Genomic DNA, 18,326 nt, shown 5'->3' on the forward strand with positions numbered 1-18,326 from the left:
TTCACATTTAATCGCAATCTCACTGAATTTTAAATTATGTCGCTAACTGTGCATAACTTTCGCTAAAAATTTTGGCGGCAAGTTAGCAATCACTCAGTATTACGACTTTGACCTGAGAGCCCTGGAGCGATTTATAACAGCCTCAGCAAGCGCAGTCACACTCTCAGGGGGGGTGAACTGCGAAATGCCATGACCCAAATTAAACACATGGCCATCCAATGGATGCAAATTACCCTTTAGGGCGGGCGCACTCGCCAAGTCCTCTAGAAGAAGATTTGCTTGCTCTGCAATTTGTTTTGCTTCTGCGAACAAAATCAGCGGGTCTAAATTACCTTGTAATGCCAATGGCTTATTCATGGCAAGCAACTGTTTTCTTGCGCGACTAAGTGACATTGTCCAATCGATCGCAATGACATCCGCACCAACCTGGGCCATATCATTCAACCATATTGCACCACCCTTGGTGAACATGATTACTGGAACCTTACGGCCCTCATGTTCGCGCGGCAATAGTGCGATGACTTTTTGCATAGAGGCCAAAGAAATCTTTTGATACCAGCCATCCGGCAGCATGCCGCCCCAGGTATCAAAAATCATCAATGCTTGTGCACCAGCCTTTACTTGTTCAGTTAAATAGGCGGCAACAGATTGTGCATTGATATCCAAGATCTGTTGCATCAAGTTTGGACGACTAAATATCATAGTTTTTGCATGACGAAAGTCATCTGCACTGGAACCATCAATCATGTAGCATGCCAGTGTCCATGGGCTTCCTGAAAAACCAATCAATGGAACACGCTGCTTACCATTTTGAATGAGAGCCTTACGAATTTCTGAAACTGCATCGAAGACATATTTGAGCTGATCCATATCAGCTACACGCAATTTCTCGACCGCCTCTTCGGTGCGAAGAGGGCGATCAAAGCTCGGGCCTTCGCCTGCAGTAAATTTCAAACCCAACCCCATTGCATCAGGAATGGTCAAAATATCCGAGAACAAAATTGCCGCGTCCAATGGATAACGATCCAATGGCTGAAGGGTTACTTCAGTGGCGTATGAAGGATTTTTAGCAAGCCCTAGAAAACTTCCAGCTCTCGATCGCGTTGCGTTGTATTCGGGCAGATATCGACCCGCTTGTCGCATGAGCCAAAGCGGTGTTTGATCAACCGCTTTGCCCAGGCAGGCCTTTAAAAACCGATCATTTAACAACAAGGAGATGACTGGTGGCTATTACTTTTTACGACGGAAACGAGCAATCGCTGCTAACTGCGCAGCTGCCATTGCAAACTCAGATTGGGCCAAGGCCAAATCAAATTCAGTACCACGATTTTGCATCGCTTCTTCGGCACGTTTCTTGGCTTCAATTGCTTTAGCCTCATCAAGATCATGCCCACGAATAGCAGTGTCCGCTAATACAGTAACGTGATCCGGCTGAACTTCTAAATAGCCACCTGCTACGAAAACAAACTCTTCATCACCATCAGCTTTTTCAATACGAACTGAACCTGGACGAATACGTGTAATCAAAGGAGTGTGGCCGCGCAAAATGCCGAGCTCACCACTTTCGCCAGGAAGCGCAACAAACTTGGCTTCCCCACTGAAAATAGACTGCTCAGCACTTACTACATCGACGCGTATGGTTGACATAATTTCCCTAAATTAAAGCTTCTTGGCTTTCTCGATGGCTTCATCAATTGAACCCACCATATAGAACGCTTGCTCAGGCAAGTGATCTAATTCACCGCTACAGATCATCTTGAAACCACGGATAGTTTCTTTTAATGGAACGTATTTGCCTGGTGAACCAGTAAACACTTCAGCAACGTGAAAAGGCTGGGACAAGAAACGTTGAATTTTACGAGCGTGTGATACAGCCAATTTGTCTTCTGGAGACAATTCGTCCATACCCAAAATCGCAATAATGTCGCGCAATTCTTTGTAACGCTGCAATGTCATCTGTACATCACGAGCAACTTCATAGTGCTCTTGACCAACCACTTGTGGGTCAAGCTGACGGCTAGTTGAATCTAGTGGATCAACCGCTGGATAAATGCCCAATGCAGCAATGTCACGTGACAACACAACAGTGGAGTCTAAGTGCAAAAAGGTTGTCGCTGGTGATGGGTCGGTCAAGTCATCCGCAGGAACGTAAACAGCCTGAATAGAAGTAACGGAACCAGTCTTAGTAGAGGTAATGCGCTCTTGCAATTTACCCATCTCTTCAGCCAGTGTAGGCTGGTAACCCACAGCAGAAGGCATACGACCGAGCAACGCAGATACTTCGGTACCGGCCAATGTGTAGCGGTAGATGTTGTCAACGAAGAACAAAATGTCGCGACCTTCATCACGGAACGCTTCCGCCATTGTCAATCCAGTCAACGCAACGCGCAAACGGTTGCCAGGAGGCTCGTTCATCTGACCAAACACCATCGCCACTTTGTCGATAACGTTAGATTCTTTCATCTCGTAGTAGAAGTCATTACCTTCACGAGTACGCTCACCAACACCGGCAAACACTGACAAACCAGAGTGTTGCTTAGCGATGTTGTTAATCAATTCCATCATGTTCACGGTCTTACCAACACCCGCACCACCGAACAAGCCGACCTTACCGCCTTTAGCGAATGGGCAAACTAAGTCAATAACCTTAATGCCGGTTTCGAGTAAGTCAACAGAAGGGGAGAGCTCATCAAACTTTGGAGCAGGTTGGTGAATAGCGCGACGCTCTTCGGTAGCAATTGGACCTGCGTCATCAATTGGACGACCTAATATGTCCATAATGCGCCCCAGCGTTGCTGGACCAACCGGAACAGAAATTGGTTTACCAGTAGATTTCACTTCCATGCCACGACGCAAGCCATCGCTTGCACCCATGGCAATCGCGCGAACTACGCCGTCACCGATTTGTTGCTGAACCTCAAAGGTCAAACCTTTTTCAGCAAATGATTTTTCGCCGCTATCAACTAATGTCAATGCATCATAAATGTTTGGCATTTTGTCGCGTGGGAACTGAATGTCCACCACTGGACCGATACATTGCACGATATTTCCGTTACTCATCGCATTTCTCCGCTTTTAATTCCTGAATTCTTTCGTATTCCTAAACGCTGACCGCTTAAACCGCAGCCGCTCCGCCAACAATCTCTGACAACTCTTTAGTAATAGCGGCTTGCCGTGTCTTGTTGCAATCCAATTGCAATTCGCCAATTACGTTCTTCGCATTGTCGGAGGCAGCCTTCATTGAGACCATGCGTGCAGACTGCTCAGAAGCCATGTTTTCAGCAACTGCCTGATAAATCATTGCCTCAACGTAACGCTTTAACAGGCCATTTAAAATGGACTCTGCATCAGGTTCGTAGATGTAATCCCAAGAGTTCCCTGCTTTCTCTTCTGGAGTCAAAGTCTCTGGCTTCAAAGGTAAGAGTTTTTCTAAAACAGGCTCTTGCTTCATTGCATTTACAAAGCGGGTGTACGCCAAATAAACAGCATCAATCTCACCACGCTCAAACGCTTCTAATTGGGCTGTTATTGCACCAATCAAAACATCCAAATGTGGCGTATCGCCAACTTGAATAGTTTGAGAAATGAGCTTTGCTTTTGAGCGATTCAAAAATTGCAAACCTTTTGAACCAATTGCGGTGTACGCAATCTCAATATTTTTATCTTGCAAATCGCGCACTTGGTTAGCAATCAAACGCAAGACGTTGGTATTTAAACCGCCGCACAAGCCTTTGTCTGTTGTAACCAAAATCGTACCAACCTTCTTCACTTCACGAGTTGCCATGTAAGCAGTGCGGAACTCAGGATTTGCTTTAGAAAGGTTAGCAATAATCTCACGAATTTTTTCGGCGTAAGGGCGCGCATTACGCATGCGCTCTTGGGCGCGACGCATTTTAGATGCGGCGACCATTTCCATTGCCTTCGTGATCTTGCGTGTGTTTTGCACGCTCTTGATCTTAGATCGTATCTCTTTTGTGCTTGCCATGATTTATGCGAGCCCTCTTAGAAAGAGGCAGAACGCTTGTAATCCTCAATGGCGGCGCGCAAAGCAGCTTCATCATCTTTGCTCAAGTCTTTAGTTTCTTCAATACGTGCAACTAAGTCAGCATACTTAGATTTCAAATGATCTTGCAAGCCTTTTTCGAAAGCCAATACGTTCTTCACTTCAAGGTCATCGAAGAAGCCATTATTCACAGCGTAGAGTGAAGCAGCCATTTCCCAAACTTGGAGTAGCTTGTATTGTGCTTGCTTACACAATTCAGTAACGCGACGACCGCGCTCAAGCTGCTTGCGGGTAGCTTCGTCGAGGTCGGATGCGAACTGAGCAAACGCTGCCAATTCACGATATTGCGCTAAGTCGGTACGAATACCACCAGACAATTTTTTAATAACTTTAGTTTGTGCAGCTCCACCAACGCGGGATACAGAAATACCGGCGTTGATCGCAGGACGAATACCGGCATTAAACAAGTCTGTTTCCAAGAAGATCTGGCCGTCGGTAATCGAAATTACGTTGGTTGGAACGAATGCAGAAACGTCACCAGCCTGAGTTTCAATAATTGGCAATGCTGTTAAAGAGCCAGTTTTACCTTTTACTGCGCCGTTGGTGAACTTCTCAACGTACTCGGCATTTACACGAGCAGCGCGCTCAAGCAAACGTGAGTGGAGATAAAACACGTCGCCAGGATATGCTTCACGGCCTGGTGGGCGGCGGAGCAACAAGGAAATTTGACGATAAGCAACGGCTTGTTTAGTCAAGTCGTCGTAAACAATCAAAGCATCTTCACCGCGGTCGCGGAAGTATTCGCCCATGGTGCAACCTGCATATGCAGAGAGATACTGCATCGCTGCAGACTCAGACGCACTCGCTGCAACAACAACGGTGTACTCCATTGCGCCCAATTCTGTGAGTTTGCGAACAACGTTAGCAATCGTGGAAGCTTTTTGACCGATCGCCACATAAATGCAATAAACGCCTTTGCCTTTTTGGTTAATGATCGCATCAACCGCAACTGCTGTCTTACCAGTTTGACGGTCACCAATGATCAACTCACGCTGACCACGGCCAATTGGAACCATCGCATCAATCGCCTTCAAACCAGTTTGAACTGGCTGGCTAACAGACTGACGTGCGATAACGCCAGGAGCAACTTTTTCAATGAAGTCAGTCAACCTTGTATTGATTGGGCCTTTGCCATCAATCGGCTGACCGAGAGCGTTTACAACGCGACCGAGCAATTCTGGGCCAACTGGAACTTCCAAAATGCGGCCAGTACATTTCACTGGGTCGCCTTCTTTAATATGGGTGTACTCACCCAGCACTACGGCACCAACAGAATCACGCTCAAGGTTTAATGCGAGGCCGATAGTGTTGTTAGGAAACTCCAACATTTCGCCCTGCATAACGCCTGACAAGCCATGTACGCGGCAAATACCGTCGGTCACTGAAATAACAGTGCCTTCGTTGCGAACTTGGGAGTCAACACCCAATTCGCTAATTCGGCTTTTTATCAGCTCCCTGATCTCGGAAGGGTTGAGTTGCATTACTTGCTCCTGGGTCTTATTTCGTATGTTCTTAATAGGGATCACTTATGCGCCAAGACTTGCTTGCATTTGAGCTAACTGGGCCTTAACTGAACTATCCATCACTTCATCATCAACTTGAATGCGTACTCCGCCAATCAATGTTGGATCAACTTGAATAGTTGGGCGCAATTCTTTACCCCCAAAGCGCTTCTTCAAGCTTGACAACAAATCATTTAACGCAGAACCCTCTAAAGGGAATGCGCTGGTAATGTTTACTTCTGCCGCACCTTCGCTCTTATTCTTCATTGCTTCAAACTGATTAGCAATTTCAGGAACAGCTGATAAGCGGTGGTTTTGATTTACAAGATTTAAAAAGCTGGCAACCTTTCCATCTAGCTTGGTCTTAACCATGCCAGAAAGTAGCTTGCTTAAATCGTCAGCGGATACTTTTGGGTTGTTCGACAAAGCAGCAATCTCCGGCATAGCGGCAAGTTGCGCTAATTCATTTAATTGCTCCAAACATCCAGCGAGCTCAGCCGGCTTAGTGCTTTGAAAAAGCGCTTCCGCATAAGGACGTGCAATGGTGGCTAAATCAGCCATATCAAAGTTCTGCCTTTAGTTGGTCAAGTAATTGGCCGTGCGCTTTCGCATCAATTTCACGACGCAAAATTTGCTCAGCACCTTTAACAGCAAGCACTGCAACTTCTGCGCGCAAAACTTCGCGGGCACGAGTAACTTGCTGTGCTGCATCTTGTTGCGCCTGAGAAATGATTCGAGCGGCTTCAGCCTGTGCGTTAGCACGAATTTCTTCGGCTGACATTTGTGCACGTTTTTCGGCTTCAGCAACGCGTTGAACACCTTCTTGACGTGCTTTATTTAATTCTTGCTCGGCTTCATTGCTAGCTAGCGCAAGCGCTTCTTTGCCACGCTCGGCAGCTGCTAAACCATCAGCAATTTTGCTTGAACGCTCATCTAACGCCTTAACTAGCGGTGGCCACACAAATTGTGCAACAACCCACCATAAGACGAAGAAAACGATCATTTGCGCGAATAGGGTCGCGTTCAGATTCACGATATTCCTTTCAGTATTGTTGAGAACAGTTGGATGACCCGTTGGTCACCCATGCCAAAACAATTACTTAATAACTGCGAGCAGTGGGTTTGCGAAAGCAAACAACATTGCAACACCAGCGCCAATCAAGAACGCAGCGTCGATCAAACCAGCCAAAAGGAACATTTTAGTTTGGAGTGGTTCCATCAATTCTGGTTGACGTGCACAAGCTTCGATGTATTTACCACCCATCAATGCGATACCCAAACATGCACCGATCGCGCCGAGGCCGATGATGATGCCGATACAGATAGCTGTTGAACCTTGAATAGTTGCTAAAAATGCTTGCATGTTACTGACTCCTGAAGTTAAAAGAGGTAAGTTAAAAATAAAATCTTAGTGATGGCTATGCGCCTGCCCAATGTAGACCAAAGTCAACATCATAAAAATAAAGGCCTGCAACAAAATTACCAAAATGTGGAAGATGGCCCAAGCTGATCCAGCAATAACGTGGCCCACCAATCCGAACAGGGATAAATCTAAATTAAATGTCCATACGCTACCGAGCAGGGCGATCAACAAAAAGACCAATTCGCCAGCGTACATATTTCCGAAAAGTCGCATTCCCAAAGAAACGCCTTTCGCTAAGTATTCAATAATGTTTAAAGCAAGATTAAATGGCGCTAAATACCATTTCGCTCCGAAAGGCGCAGATATCAATTCGTGCAAGAAGCCGCCAAAACCTTTTACCTTGAAGCTGTAGAAGAACACTAAAAGCAAAACAGAAAGCGATATGCCAATAGTGGCATTCAAATCAGTTGTAGGAACCACTCTGTGGTGAGGCACATGCACACCAAAACTTTCGATGAAGCCATTCACGCCCAATACCCAGTCCACTGGAATTAAGTCGAGGGTATTTAAGAGGATGATCCAAAAGAATACAAAAAGGGCGAGTGGCGCAATAAACGTGCGATTGCCATGAACAATGCTCTTAGCTTGCGTATCCACCATTTCAACGATCATCTCTACTAGGCACTGAAATCTGCCTGGCACGCCTGGAGTAGCGCGACGCGCTGCGATCAACAAAATAAATACTGCGATCAAGCCCATCAACGAGGCCCAAAAGATAGTATCTAAATTAATAACGCTGAAATCAATAATGGAAGATTGACGCTCACCAGTGTTGGTGAGGTTTTGTAAATGCTCAGAAATGTACGCCGTTGGCGTCATTTGCTCTGCTGCCTCGTGGGCTTGGTGTACTTCGCTAGACATCTCTTAACTAGTCCTTTGTTTCAATCTCAATTGTCACTACTTAGCGCCACAACCACGCTAGCCAAACACACTTCAAGGCAAGCAGGTAAGTCACCAACAAGGGGACCCAAAGCACGCCAGGGATGAAATACGCTACCCCTATAAACAACATTAGCGTTACGACGATTTTGATAAATTCGCCAGAAACCAATGCCGCTAAAAATCTTCCTGAATTCAATCTTCTTTGCGATTTTTTTGCCAATTCCAACCTTATTAAAAACAACGTTGTAGGCAAGACGCTAATTAAACCACCTAAAAAGGCCGACTGAGTATAAAGGCTTACCCCTACCGGCTCCCCAAAAAACGACCAAATCACCATGCTGATCGCTGTAATCAACAATTGAGTCAATACTATTTTCCAAGGCGAAAGGGCCCTGTATTTTGACGCGTTGCTTTGCTGCAACGCAACAATTTCTTCCCTGCTGTAGACCCGAATTACTTCCTCTTCGGGCTCATCCCATTCATTTGCCTCGGAAAATTGATTTTTTTGAGGAATCAATTTAGCCCCGAAAGTTTAATGTGTGCAGTGCAATATGTCAAAGTATTTGGGGACATTTTTCGGCCTAATTTATGACTCAATACCCAACTTTTTTAACAAGGAATCTAGTTCGTCAAATTGGCTAAAGCGAATTCTGAGCTCTCCACCTTTACCCTTGAGCTTAAATTCAGTATTTAAACCGATTAAATCTGCGATTTCTTGCGTTAACCGCTGCATATCGGGATCGCTGCTGGGCGTAGAGGCACCAGACTTACTTTTCGTTTTTTTGTCGCCTATTTGACCGCCGGCAATTACCAAAGCTGCCGTCATCCTTTCCGCCTCGCGCACAGATAAACCTTGTGCGGAAATTCTTTGCGCCAAAGCCACCTGACTAGCGCCCGGCAGCGGCAGAAGTGCGCGTGCATGCCCCATATCAATATCGCCTGCAAGCAACATGGCTTGTACAGGCTTTGCCAACTGGATGAGTCGCAATAGGTTTGTAATTGCACTACGAGACTTTCCTACCGCTTTCGCGGCCCGCTCATGTGTAAAGCCAAATTCTTCGATCAATCTAGCCAAGCCTTGTGATTCTTCAAGAGGATTTAAATCCTCACGCTGTATATTTTCTACTAAGGCCATTGCTGCAGCAGCTTGGTCATCCGCACCCGAAACCAATACAGGAACTTCTTTTAAGCCGGCAATAGTTGCCGCATGAAAACGTCTTTCGCCTGCAATAATTTCGTATTTGTCAGGAGCAACTAGGCGAACCAACAATGGCTGCATTACACCCTGCTCGCGAATGCTCTCTGCTAATTCTTGCAACGCGCCGGCCTCCATTTTTTGGCGCGGCTGATATTTGCCAGCTTGAAGTGCAGTTAGCGGCAAACGATTAATCTCGCCCGAAGGTTTTGTTTCTAAGGTTTTTTCTCCAAGCAAAACCTCGAGACCTCTTCCCAAACCCTTTTTCTTAATAGCAACCATATTATTTATATTCTTTTTAGAAATTACATCTGCTTGATACGCTCAACCATTTCCGCACCAAACTCTAAATAAGCCTTTGCACCGCGAGATAATTTGTCAAATGCAACACCAGGAAGCCCGTAGGACGGGGCTTCGGCAAGACGCACATTGCGCGGAATAATAGTTTTGAACACCTTGTCGCCAAAGTGTTCAAGCAACTGATCGGATACCTGCTGTTGTAATGTCATGCGCGCATCAAACATCACGCGCAATAATCCAATGATCACTAAATCGGGATTTAAATTCGCATGCACCTGCTTGATGGTATTTACTAAATCTGAGAGTCCTTCCAATGCAAAGTATTCACACTGCATTGGGACAATCACTCCATTTGCTGCACATAATCCATTTAGCGTTAGCAAAGACAGTGTAGGTGGACAATCAATCAAAATAAAGTCGTAGTCATTCGTCACTTCTGCAAGCGCATCTTTTAAACGAGACTCCCGTAAACCCAAATCGACCAATTCAATTTCTGCTCCAGCTAAATCACGATTTGCGGGCAACACATCGTAACCAGAGCTTTCACAACGTTTGGCACAGTCCCTAACTGAGGACATGCCAATCAACACTTGATATACGCTAGTATTTAAATCAGCCTTTTCAACTCCAGAGCCCATCGTTGCATTACCTTGAGGATCAAGGTCGACTAACAGCACGCGCTGTTGTAAGCCGGCTAAGCCTGCGGCCAAATTTACAGCTGTAGTGGTCTTACCAACGCCACCCTTTTGATTTGCAATGCAGAAAATTTTTGCCATGGGTACCTTTTACTTAAGAGGTGAGGGGGGGATTTTCTCACGGGGGCCAACACCAATAGGCGCCGCTCTACCGCCAAATTAGGAATATGAAGAGGCTCATCCGTGACGAGTCGCCAATCTTCCATACAAACATCTTGTATTTTTTCATCAGCACGCTTGGCTTTCATTGCAAAAACAAGGCCGTCGGGCTTTAGATAGAGCAAAGACAACTCTAAAAAACGTGCAAGGTTTGGAAAAAGCGCGCGAAATTACTGCGTCAAATTGACCTAGTTGTTGCACAGCAACATATTCAACCCTCTCGCTAAGCACTTCAATATTTTTTGGCTTTAACTTTCCGCGTACATGCTGCAAAAATGCCGTTTTCTTCCGAATGGCCTCAATTAAAGTTAATCGCCACTCAGGCTGCAGGATTGCAATAGGTATCGCCAGCAACCCACCACCAGAGCCAAGATCAGCAATTCTGGGGCTTGAGTCTTTTAAAAACCGTCTTAGTACAGGCAAAACTGCAATAGAATCAATAAGATGTAAACTTATAAAATCTTTCTCGCCCTCGATCGTAGTAAGGTTATGCACCTGATTCCAGCACCCCATTTATTGCAAAAAAGCTCTAAATCAGCAATATTAGCAGGGCTTAACTCTAGTTTAAGCTCTTGTATTCCCAAAGCAAGCAAGCCGTCACTCATGCGTTTCTTGGGTGCGACCCAAACCCTTTTTAAGGTGCACCAACAAGAGCGAAAGCGCTGCAGGCGTTACCCCAGAAATACGGCCAGCCTGCCCCAATGTTTCTGGTTTATGCAAATTTAATTTTTGCTGAACTTCTTTAGACAAACCCAAAACTTGTGAATAATCGAGCGATCCAGGAAGAGGGAAGGTTTCGTTATGCTCTTGGCGAGCTATTTCTACCGCTTGGCGATCAATGTAACCTTGATATTTAACCGAAATCTCCACTTGATCGCTAATTTGGGTGGCTAGTCCAAGGTCTTCATCGAGAAAGTTGGGGGCCCACATGCCATTACCCAAAGCGGTAATAGCTTCGTAAGTAACGCCTGGACGCCGTAATAACTCCGTTAAATTGCATTCGTGAGAGAGGTCTTGTCCCAATAACTCTGAAACCAGGGGCGCTGCCTCGTGTTTTGGACCAACCCAAATGTCCTGCAAACGAGATGTTTCACGTGAAACAGCCTCTTGTTTTCTGCAAAACACCCCCCAGCGATAATCATCCATCAACCCAAGATCACGACCAATAGCCGTTAAACGCATGTCTGCGTTGTCTTCACGCAAACTTAAGCGGTACTCAGCCCGGCTGGTAAACATGCGATAGGGCTCTTGAACACCTCGAGTAATCAGATCGTCTACTAAAACGCCAATATAAGATTCACTACGCTTAGGCAACCAAGGCTCCTTACCTTTAGATGCCAAACCAGCGTTAATTCCTGCAAGCATACCCTGCGCCGCCGCCTCTTCGTAACCGGTTGTACCATTAATTTGGCCTGCAAAATATAAACCCTTAATTACCTTTGTTTCAAGGCTGTGGCGTAATTGGCGAGGATCAAAGAAATCGTACTCAATTGCATATCCAGGACGCACAATTACCGCAGACTCCATGCCTCGGATACTTCGAACCAAATTCCACTGAACATCGAAGGGTAAGCTAGTTGAGATTCCATTGGGATAAAACTCATTCGAAGTTAAACCCTCAGGCTCCAAAAAGATTTGATGGCTGTTTCTGGAGGCAAAGCGATGAATTTTGTCTTCAATTGATGGACAATAGCGCGGGCCAACACCTTCAATTACTCCCGTATACATTGGCGAGCGATCTAAGCCGCCTCGGATAATGTCATGGGTTTTCTCGTTTGTATGAGAAATCCAACAAGGAACCTGTTTGGGGTGTTGCTCTGGGCGACCCAAGTAAGAGAAAACAGGCATAGGATCTAAATCTCCTGGCTGCTCAAGCATGACAGAAAAATCAATTGTTCTGCCATCAATGCGGGGCGGGGTGCCCGTCTTTAACCTTCCCTGTGGTAGCTTCAACTCTTTGAGTCTGGCAGATAGAGAAACTGCGGCGGGGTCACCAGCGCGACCACCAGCATAATTATTTAAACCAACGTGGATCTTGCCATCTAAAAATGTTCCGGCAGTAAGTACAACTTTTTTGGCTACGAACTCCAACCCCATTTGTGTAAGCACACCCCGAACCTCATCGCCATGAACCAGCAAATCGTCAACGGCAGCCTGAAACAAGCTTAAATTGGGTTGATTTTCTAAACGACGGCGAATTGCGGCCTTGTAGAGAACCCTATCACCTTGGGCGCGAGTGGCGCGGACAGCAGGGCCCTTACTAGAGTTCAGAATACGAAACTGTATTCCAGCCTCATCGGTAGCCGCCGCCATGGCGCCACCCATTGCATCAATTTCCTTAACCAAATGTCCCTTGCCAATCCCGCCAATGGATGGGTTACAACTCATGGCGCCTAGATTTTCAATGCTATGGGTAATTAGAAGAGTGTCGCAACCCATTCGAGCAGACGCAAGGGCAGCCTCGGTCCCGGCATGACCGCCACCAACCACAATGACATCGAAATTTTTAGAATAACGCATGATTTGCCTCTGATAGGGCAATGATCATAGCATTTTGTTTGTTTCACGTGAAACAATTTAGAGACATACAATCAAAAAAATGAAAGGCAAATCTCTAAGCCATTGATTTAATTATAGAAATATGCGTTCCACGCTGACTTAAGTATTAGCACGCTTACGATCAGCAAAAAAAGCCTTTCTAACAAAAGCGCTTCCATGTTTAATTGCGAGGCTACCACCAAACTGACCGCCTGCAATATTGGCAAACATCATGGCAAATCCAAGCAACCAATTAATCTGACCAAGACTAGCTAACATCAAAATTGCAGCCAAATTAGTTGGCGCATTTGCCAATTTGGTTGCCGCTGAGGCATGCAAAAAATCAAACCCAAAAAAACGCACAAAACCGAATAGTAAAAAGCTTCCTGTTCCTGGGCCAAAGAATCCATCATAAAGACCAATAACAAGGCCAAGCAACAAGGCTTTAAATTTTTGATAATGGCTTGCAGCCCTTGGTTGATGAGCATCACCGAGTGTGGGCTGAAACCAGGTATAAATTAATAAGAAAACCAAAACAAAGGGGAGGGCTTTCCGTAAAGGCTCTGCTGGAAAGTGACTTACAGCATTTGCCCCCATGAGAGAGCCAACAAAGGCCGCCACAATCGCTACACCAACCAAACCCCACGGCAAAGAAACATGGCGCAAAAATTTACGTGCAGCATTCAGCATTCCGCCAACAGAGGCAAATTTATTGGTAGACAGTAGAGTGTGGCTGGTGGCGCCTCTGGATAGGCTGCAAAAAGCGCAGGAACTTGTATGAGTCCGCCGCCGCCAGCTACTGCATCAACTAGGCCAGCAAAAAAGCTATGCCAAAAAATAGCGGCCAAATGTAAATAGAAAATTCGATGAAAGGTCTCTTTTATTTAAGTGAGTACGGCGCAATTAAAAATTGGCGCCGTACTAGAAACAAATAATAAAAGGAAAAAACAAAAACTAGTTTTTGTTCTTATAGTACGCAGCAATTTCGCCAACCACACCGCGACGGAATGCCAAAACGCAAATTACAAAAATAAATCCTGTTGCGATCGTGCTCCAAGATCCAATGTTGGCTAAATAGTTCTGCAAGCCAACAACAATCCCCGCGCCGACGACGGGCCCAAGAATAGCTCCCATTCCACCAAGCAAAGTCGTCAACACAACTTCACCTGACATGTGCCAATGAACATCGGTCAACGTTGCTAACTGGAACACTAAAGACTTCATTGAACCTGCTAACCCCGAGAGGGCCGCAGAAATAACAAACGACATTAACTTAAGTCTATCAACGTCATAACCCAAAGAAATGGCACGCGGCCCGTTCTCGCGTATCGCCTTCAACACCTACCCAAATGGAAAGTAAGCTGCGCGCATGATGACGGCAAAACCAAATAAGAAAACTGCCAATATAAAATAGTAATAGTACATGGCAACATCGTTTTTTAAGTCAATAAAGCCAAACAACATTCCACGTGGCACACCTTGGATACCGTCCTCACCCCCAGTAAACGGAAGTTGAACCGCCAAAGAAGCAAACCATTTGCGATAGCGCTAAAGTCACCATTGCAAAATAGATGCCTTGCCCACGAATAGCTAATGAGCCAATTAAAAAGCCCAATACACCAGAACCAAACACCCCTAAAACAATCCCAAGCCCAGGAGAAAGGCCGGCCTACTTTGCAAAAGTAGGCGGTAATGTAGGCTGCGGTTCCAAAAAATGCGGCATGACCAAATGACAATAGACCAGTAAAACCCAAAAGCAAGTTAAATGCACAAGCAAAAATGACGAAGCACAACACCTTCATTGCAAAGACAAGATAAATAAAATCCTGGAACGGCAATAACAGGGCAATAAGAACCAATATGCCGTAAAGCAATTTTGTTTTTGGATTCATGATTACTTCTCCCGCCCAAACAGTCCTGCAGGACGAATCAACAACACAATTGCCATAATCACAAAAATGACTACGCGCCAGAGGCTTCTGGATAAAAGACTTTGGTGAGGCCCTCAACAAGGCCCAGGCCCAATCCAGTCAGAATGGCGCCCATGATGGATCCCATGCCACCAATCACCACTACCGCAAAAACAACGATGATGAGGTTAGAACCCATCAAAGGGTTTACTTGAAAAATAGGAGCCGCCAAAACACCTGCGAAACCAGCCAAACCTACGCCAAAGAGATCATTAGGGGCACGTTAATGCCAAAAGCTTGAAGCAATTTAGAATTTTTAGTGTCCGCACGCAAGTAAGCGCCGAGCTTAGTTCTTTCAATAACGTACCAGGTGGAGAAACACACCACTAAAGAAATCACCACGACCCATAAGCGGTATTTCGGCAAGATAATGCCAATAGATTCGAGCAGAATTGCTCCTTGCAAAATTTCAGGGGCTGGGTAGCTTTCACCGGAGATCCCGTACCAATGGCGGAACATGCCCTCAATAATGAGCGCCAAACCAAAGGTCAACAAGAGGCCATATAGATGGTCTAGGTGATACAGGCGACGCAACATCGTACGTTCAAGAATTAAACCAAAACCAGCCAACACTAGGGGCACAACAATTAATGCAAACCAATAGTTAATTGATAGTTCAGGAAAGCCAAGCCATTGACTAATCTGAGTTAAACCAATCCAAGCAATAAAAGCACCCATGGTGTACTGGGCACCATGTGCAAAATTAATAATGTTGAGAAGGCCAAAAATAATGGCCAATCCCAAACTCAATATGGCATAAAACGAGCCATTGATAAGCCCCACCAAGAGCTGGGCTATCAGCCCTTGAGGGGTAATTCCAAGAAGTTCAAACATACGAGATAGGGATCAATTACTTGTTAGTAACCAGCTTGCATCGTGACAATGAAAGCGGTTGTGTTGCTTCAGCAGCAGGAATCACCGCCTTGATGTTGTAGTAGTCCCATGGGGTTGTAGATTTGGAAGATTTTTTCACCTCAAGCAAATACATGTCGTGCTCAAACTTGCCATCCGCGCGAATCTTGCCTTTAAATAGACCATCATCAATGTTGGTAGATTTGAGGGCTTTCATTACAGCCTGGGTGTCATCAGTACCCGCTTTTTGTACAGCATTTAAATACGCAAGAACGGATGAATAAACACCCGCCTGAACACTGGATGGCATATGCTTATGTTGCAAGATAAAGCGTTTTGCAAACGCGCGAGTCTTTTCATCTTTATCCCAATAGAAGCCTTCTGTAAGGTACATACCCTGAGCAGCATTTAAACCCAAAGAGTGAACGTCGGTAATAAACATTAACAAAGGAACAACGGTTTGTTTCTTGTTGATACCAAACTCGGGCGCTTGCTTAACGTTATTAATAGTATCTTGCCCAGTATTGGCTAAAGCAACTACATCAGTGCCACTTGCTTGAGCCTTCAAGAGGTAAGAGAAGAGAAGTCGCTATTCGGGAATGGGTGCTTACTTGTTCCAAGAACCTTGCCACCGTTTGCATTAACTACGTTGGTCGAGTTTTTCTCTAAAGCTGCACCAAAGGCATAGTCGGCAGCAATAAAGTACCAATTCTTTTTACCCTGCTTTACAACAGCCTTAGCTGTACCATTTGAAAGTGCATAAGTGTCATATGTCCAATGTACGTTATTGGCAGTACATTTTTCATTCGTGATGGATAAGGAGGCTGCGCCCGAGACCAGGGTGATCTTGTTCTTTTGCTCTGCCACTTCCATTATAGCCAAAGCCGCATTGGTTGAAACCAACTCAACAATGACATCAACGCCGTCTTTGTCATACCATTCGCGGGCTTTATTCGCTGCAATGTCAGCCTTGTTTTGGTGATCAGCACTAACCAATTCAATCTTTTTACCAATGACTGTGCCATCTTTAGAAAAGTCCGCAATCGCCATCTTTGCAGCAATTACCACGCCTGGGCCAGCCAAATCAGAATAGGTTGAAGAAAGATCGGTCAACACACCAATCTTCACCACTTCACCACTTACTTTAGATCCACTTTGCGCAAAAACTGGATTGGAACCAAACATGGTTGCCGCAACCAGACACGCGGTTATTTGCTTTAACTTCGTTTCTATCTCCTATAGGAAACCACTAAATACCAAGATACTCATTTAATAATGCCGCTTTTTCAGTAAGCCCATTTTGATTTACAACCTCAACCACGTTTTCATGCTCGACAACATAATGTCTATCAGCCAAAGGCGCCGCAAAACGGAAGTTCTGCTCAACCAACACAATGGTGAACCCTTTGTTGCACAAGCTTGTTACAGCTTCACCTAGCTTTTGTACAATGACTGGTGCCAATCCTTCGGTAATTTCATCAAGCAACAGAAGCTTAGCGCCAGTTCTTAGCATTCGCGCCATTGCCAACATTTGTTGCTCGCCACCTGATAAACGGGTGCCAGGACTATTGCGTCTCTCATAAAGGTTTGGAAACATTTCATAAATTTTATCCAAACCCATGCCACCCGGAGCAATCTCTGGCAAAAGCAATAAATTTTCTTCGGTACTTAAGCTTGCAAAGATTCCTCTTTCTTCCGGACAAAAGCCGACGCCTAAGCGGGCAATTTTGTAGGTGGACATGGAGATCGTCTCTGTTCCATAAACTTGAACAGATCCCGTTCTTTTGCTAGTCAAACCCAAAATAGTTTTCAGAATGGTACTACGACCAGCACCGTTTCTGCCCAACAGAGTAACAACCTCCCCATCACGCACAACGAAGTTAACGCCATGCAAAATATGGGACTCGCCATACCAGGACTCTAAATTTTTAACCTCTAGCGCCATGGTGCTCATATAAGCCTCAATAACTAAGGGGTTGTTAGAAACCTCTTGGTAAGAACCCTCCGCCAATACTGGGCCACGTTGTAACACCGTAATTCGATCGGCAATTGAAGAAACCGCCTTCATATTGTGTTCAACCATCAAAATAGTGCGGCCCTTGGCCACGCGATCAATTAACTCGGTTACGCTCCACGTCCTCGTGTCCCATGCCCTGGGTAGGGCTCATCCAAAAGCATCAACTCAGGCTCCATGGCAAGCGTGGTGGCGATTTCAAGCGCCCTTTTGCGCCCATAAGCCAAGTTCAAGGTTTCCTCGGCGGCAAATCCTTCCAAGCCAACCTCATGAAGAAGCTCTAAAGCACGCTCATTTAATACGTTTAATGAATCGCCAGACCTCCAAAAATGGAACTCTGTCCCTAAACCTCGCTGCAGTGCAACACGAACATTTTCTAGAGCAGTCAAATGTGGAAATACAGCCGAAATCTGAAAAGACCGGATGACGCCCCTTCGGGCAATCTGTGCCGGAGCCTCTTTAGTAACGTCAAAACCGTTGAACAAGATTTGTCCGCTGCTAGAGGCTCCAAAAACTTTGTCAACAAATTAAAACATGTCGTCTTACCAGCGCCATTTGGGCCAATCAAAGCGTGAATGGCTCCACGAATGACGTCTAAGTTCACATCAGTGACCGCAGAAAACCCTTTAAAAGATTTTCCCAGTTCAATTGTTTTTAATATTATTTCTTGCAATCTCATACCCTCTACCCCCTAATTGGGAGCGAGAATATGAGAACACCCCAAGAAAGGATG

General features: G+C 45.4%; 17 protein-coding genes and 4 pseudogenes. All 21 read right to left on the bottom strand.

What is annotated here, in order from left to right:
• Window positions 1-99 precede the first annotated feature (99 nt).
• Window positions 100-1,218, bottom strand: a complete 1,119-nt coding sequence (gene hemE / locus DXE37_RS00100; RefSeq protein ID WP_114636148.1) for a uroporphyrinogen decarboxylase — start codon at window positions 1,216-1,218, stop codon at window positions 100-102.
• Between the two features lie 12 nt (window positions 1,219-1,230).
• Window positions 1,231-1,647 (bottom strand): F0F1 ATP synthase subunit epsilon, encoded by a 417-nt coding sequence (locus tag DXE37_RS00105; protein WP_114636149.1) that lies wholly within the window; start codon window positions 1,645-1,647, stop codon window positions 1,231-1,233.
• A 12-nt stretch (window positions 1,648-1,659) separates the two neighbouring features.
• On the bottom strand, window positions 1,660-3,060 hold the full coding sequence (atpD, locus tag DXE37_RS00110) for a F0F1 ATP synthase subunit beta (RefSeq protein WP_114636150.1): 1,401 nt from the start codon (window positions 3,058-3,060) through the stop codon (window positions 1,660-1,662).
• Window positions 3,061-3,115: 55 nt separating this feature from the next.
• A complete protein-coding gene (atpG, locus tag DXE37_RS00115) occupies window positions 3,116-3,985 on the bottom strand; it encodes a F0F1 ATP synthase subunit gamma (RefSeq protein WP_114636151.1) in 870 nt (289 codons plus the stop codon).
• A 17-nt stretch (window positions 3,986-4,002) separates the two neighbouring features.
• Window positions 4,003-5,544 carry a F0F1 ATP synthase subunit alpha gene (gene atpA / locus DXE37_RS00120; RefSeq protein ID WP_114636152.1) on the bottom strand — a complete coding sequence of 514 codons (1,542 nt, stop codon included), beginning with the start codon at window positions 5,542-5,544 and terminating at the stop codon, window positions 4,003-4,005.
• 45 nt (window positions 5,545-5,589) lie between these two features.
• Window positions 5,590-6,126, bottom strand: a complete 537-nt coding sequence (locus DXE37_RS00125) for a F0F1 ATP synthase subunit delta (RefSeq protein WP_114636153.1) — start codon at window positions 6,124-6,126, stop codon at window positions 5,590-5,592.
• 1 nt (window position 6,127) lies between these two features.
• Window positions 6,128-6,598, bottom strand: coding sequence for a F0F1 ATP synthase subunit B (locus tag DXE37_RS00130; RefSeq protein ID WP_114636154.1), 471 nt, complete (start codon window positions 6,596-6,598; stop codon window positions 6,128-6,130).
• 63 nt (window positions 6,599-6,661) lie between these two features.
• The gene (gene atpE, locus DXE37_RS00135; protein ID WP_114636155.1) at window positions 6,662-6,928 is read right to left on the bottom strand and encodes a F0F1 ATP synthase subunit C; all 267 of its coding nucleotides are present in this window, start codon (window positions 6,926-6,928) and stop codon (window positions 6,662-6,664) included.
• Window positions 6,929-6,973: 45 nt separating this feature from the next.
• On the bottom strand, window positions 6,974-7,849 hold the full coding sequence (atpB, locus tag DXE37_RS00140) for a F0F1 ATP synthase subunit A (RefSeq protein WP_114636156.1): 876 nt from the start codon (window positions 7,847-7,849) through the stop codon (window positions 6,974-6,976).
• Between the two features lie 40 nt (window positions 7,850-7,889).
• Window positions 7,890-8,387 (bottom strand): ATP synthase subunit I, encoded by a 498-nt coding sequence (locus DXE37_RS00145; protein ID WP_114636157.1) that lies wholly within the window; start codon window positions 8,385-8,387, stop codon window positions 7,890-7,892.
• A gap of 69 nt (window positions 8,388-8,456) precedes the next feature.
• Window positions 8,457-9,347 carry a ParB/RepB/Spo0J family partition protein gene (locus DXE37_RS00150; protein ID WP_114636158.1) on the bottom strand — a complete coding sequence of 297 codons (891 nt, stop codon included), beginning with the start codon at window positions 9,345-9,347 and terminating at the stop codon, window positions 8,457-8,459.
• A 23-nt stretch (window positions 9,348-9,370) separates the two neighbouring features.
• Window positions 9,371-10,141: a ParA family protein gene (locus tag DXE37_RS00155; RefSeq protein ID WP_114636159.1), complete on the bottom strand. Its 771-nt coding sequence runs from the start codon at window positions 10,139-10,141 to the stop codon at window positions 9,371-9,373.
• 147 nt (window positions 10,142-10,288) lie between these two features.
• The gene (rsmG, locus tag DXE37_RS11845; protein WP_231970825.1) at window positions 10,289-10,732 is read right to left on the bottom strand and encodes a 16S rRNA (guanine(527)-N(7))-methyltransferase RsmG; all 444 of its coding nucleotides are present in this window, start codon (window positions 10,730-10,732) and stop codon (window positions 10,289-10,291) included.
• Between the two features lie 84 nt (window positions 10,733-10,816).
• Entirely contained in the window at window positions 10,817-12,739 is a 1,923-nt protein-coding gene (gene mnmG, locus DXE37_RS00165; protein WP_114636160.1) for a tRNA uridine-5-carboxymethylaminomethyl(34) synthesis enzyme MnmG, read from the bottom strand.
• 107 nt (window positions 12,740-12,846) lie between these two features.
• Window positions 12,847-13,620: pseudogene (locus DXE37_RS00170) on the bottom strand (TSUP family transporter).
• 91 nt (window positions 13,621-13,711) lie between these two features.
• A pseudogene (locus tag DXE37_RS00175) lies at window positions 13,712-14,649 on the bottom strand (branched-chain amino acid ABC transporter permease).
• 2 nt (window positions 14,650-14,651) lie between these two features.
• Window positions 14,652-15,561: pseudogene (locus tag DXE37_RS00180) on the bottom strand (branched-chain amino acid ABC transporter permease).
• A 16-nt stretch (window positions 15,562-15,577) separates the two neighbouring features.
• A pseudogene (locus tag DXE37_RS14135) lies at window positions 15,578-16,764 on the bottom strand (ABC transporter substrate-binding protein).
• 64 nt (window positions 16,765-16,828) lie between these two features.
• Window positions 16,829-17,686: an ABC transporter ATP-binding protein gene (locus tag DXE37_RS10685; protein WP_415066454.1), complete on the bottom strand. Its 858-nt coding sequence runs from the start codon at window positions 17,684-17,686 to the stop codon at window positions 16,829-16,831.
• A 17-nt stretch (window positions 17,687-17,703) separates the two neighbouring features.
• A complete protein-coding gene (locus DXE37_RS14140) occupies window positions 17,704-18,078 on the bottom strand; it encodes an ATP-binding cassette domain-containing protein (protein WP_162786107.1) in 375 nt (124 codons plus the stop codon).
• Complete coding sequence (locus DXE37_RS14145; protein ID WP_415066457.1) at window positions 17,979-18,272, bottom strand: ATP-binding cassette domain-containing protein; 294 nt, start codon at window positions 18,270-18,272, stop codon at window positions 17,979-17,981. Before DXE37_RS14145 ends, DXE37_RS14140 begins: the two co-directional genes overlap by 100 nt.
• Between the last annotated feature and the right edge of the window lie 54 nt (window positions 18,273-18,326).

It is taken from the genome of Polynucleobacter necessarius, assembly GCF_900095205.1.
GTDB classification, from domain to species: domain Bacteria; phylum Pseudomonadota; class Gammaproteobacteria; order Burkholderiales; family Burkholderiaceae; genus Polynucleobacter; species Polynucleobacter necessarius_E.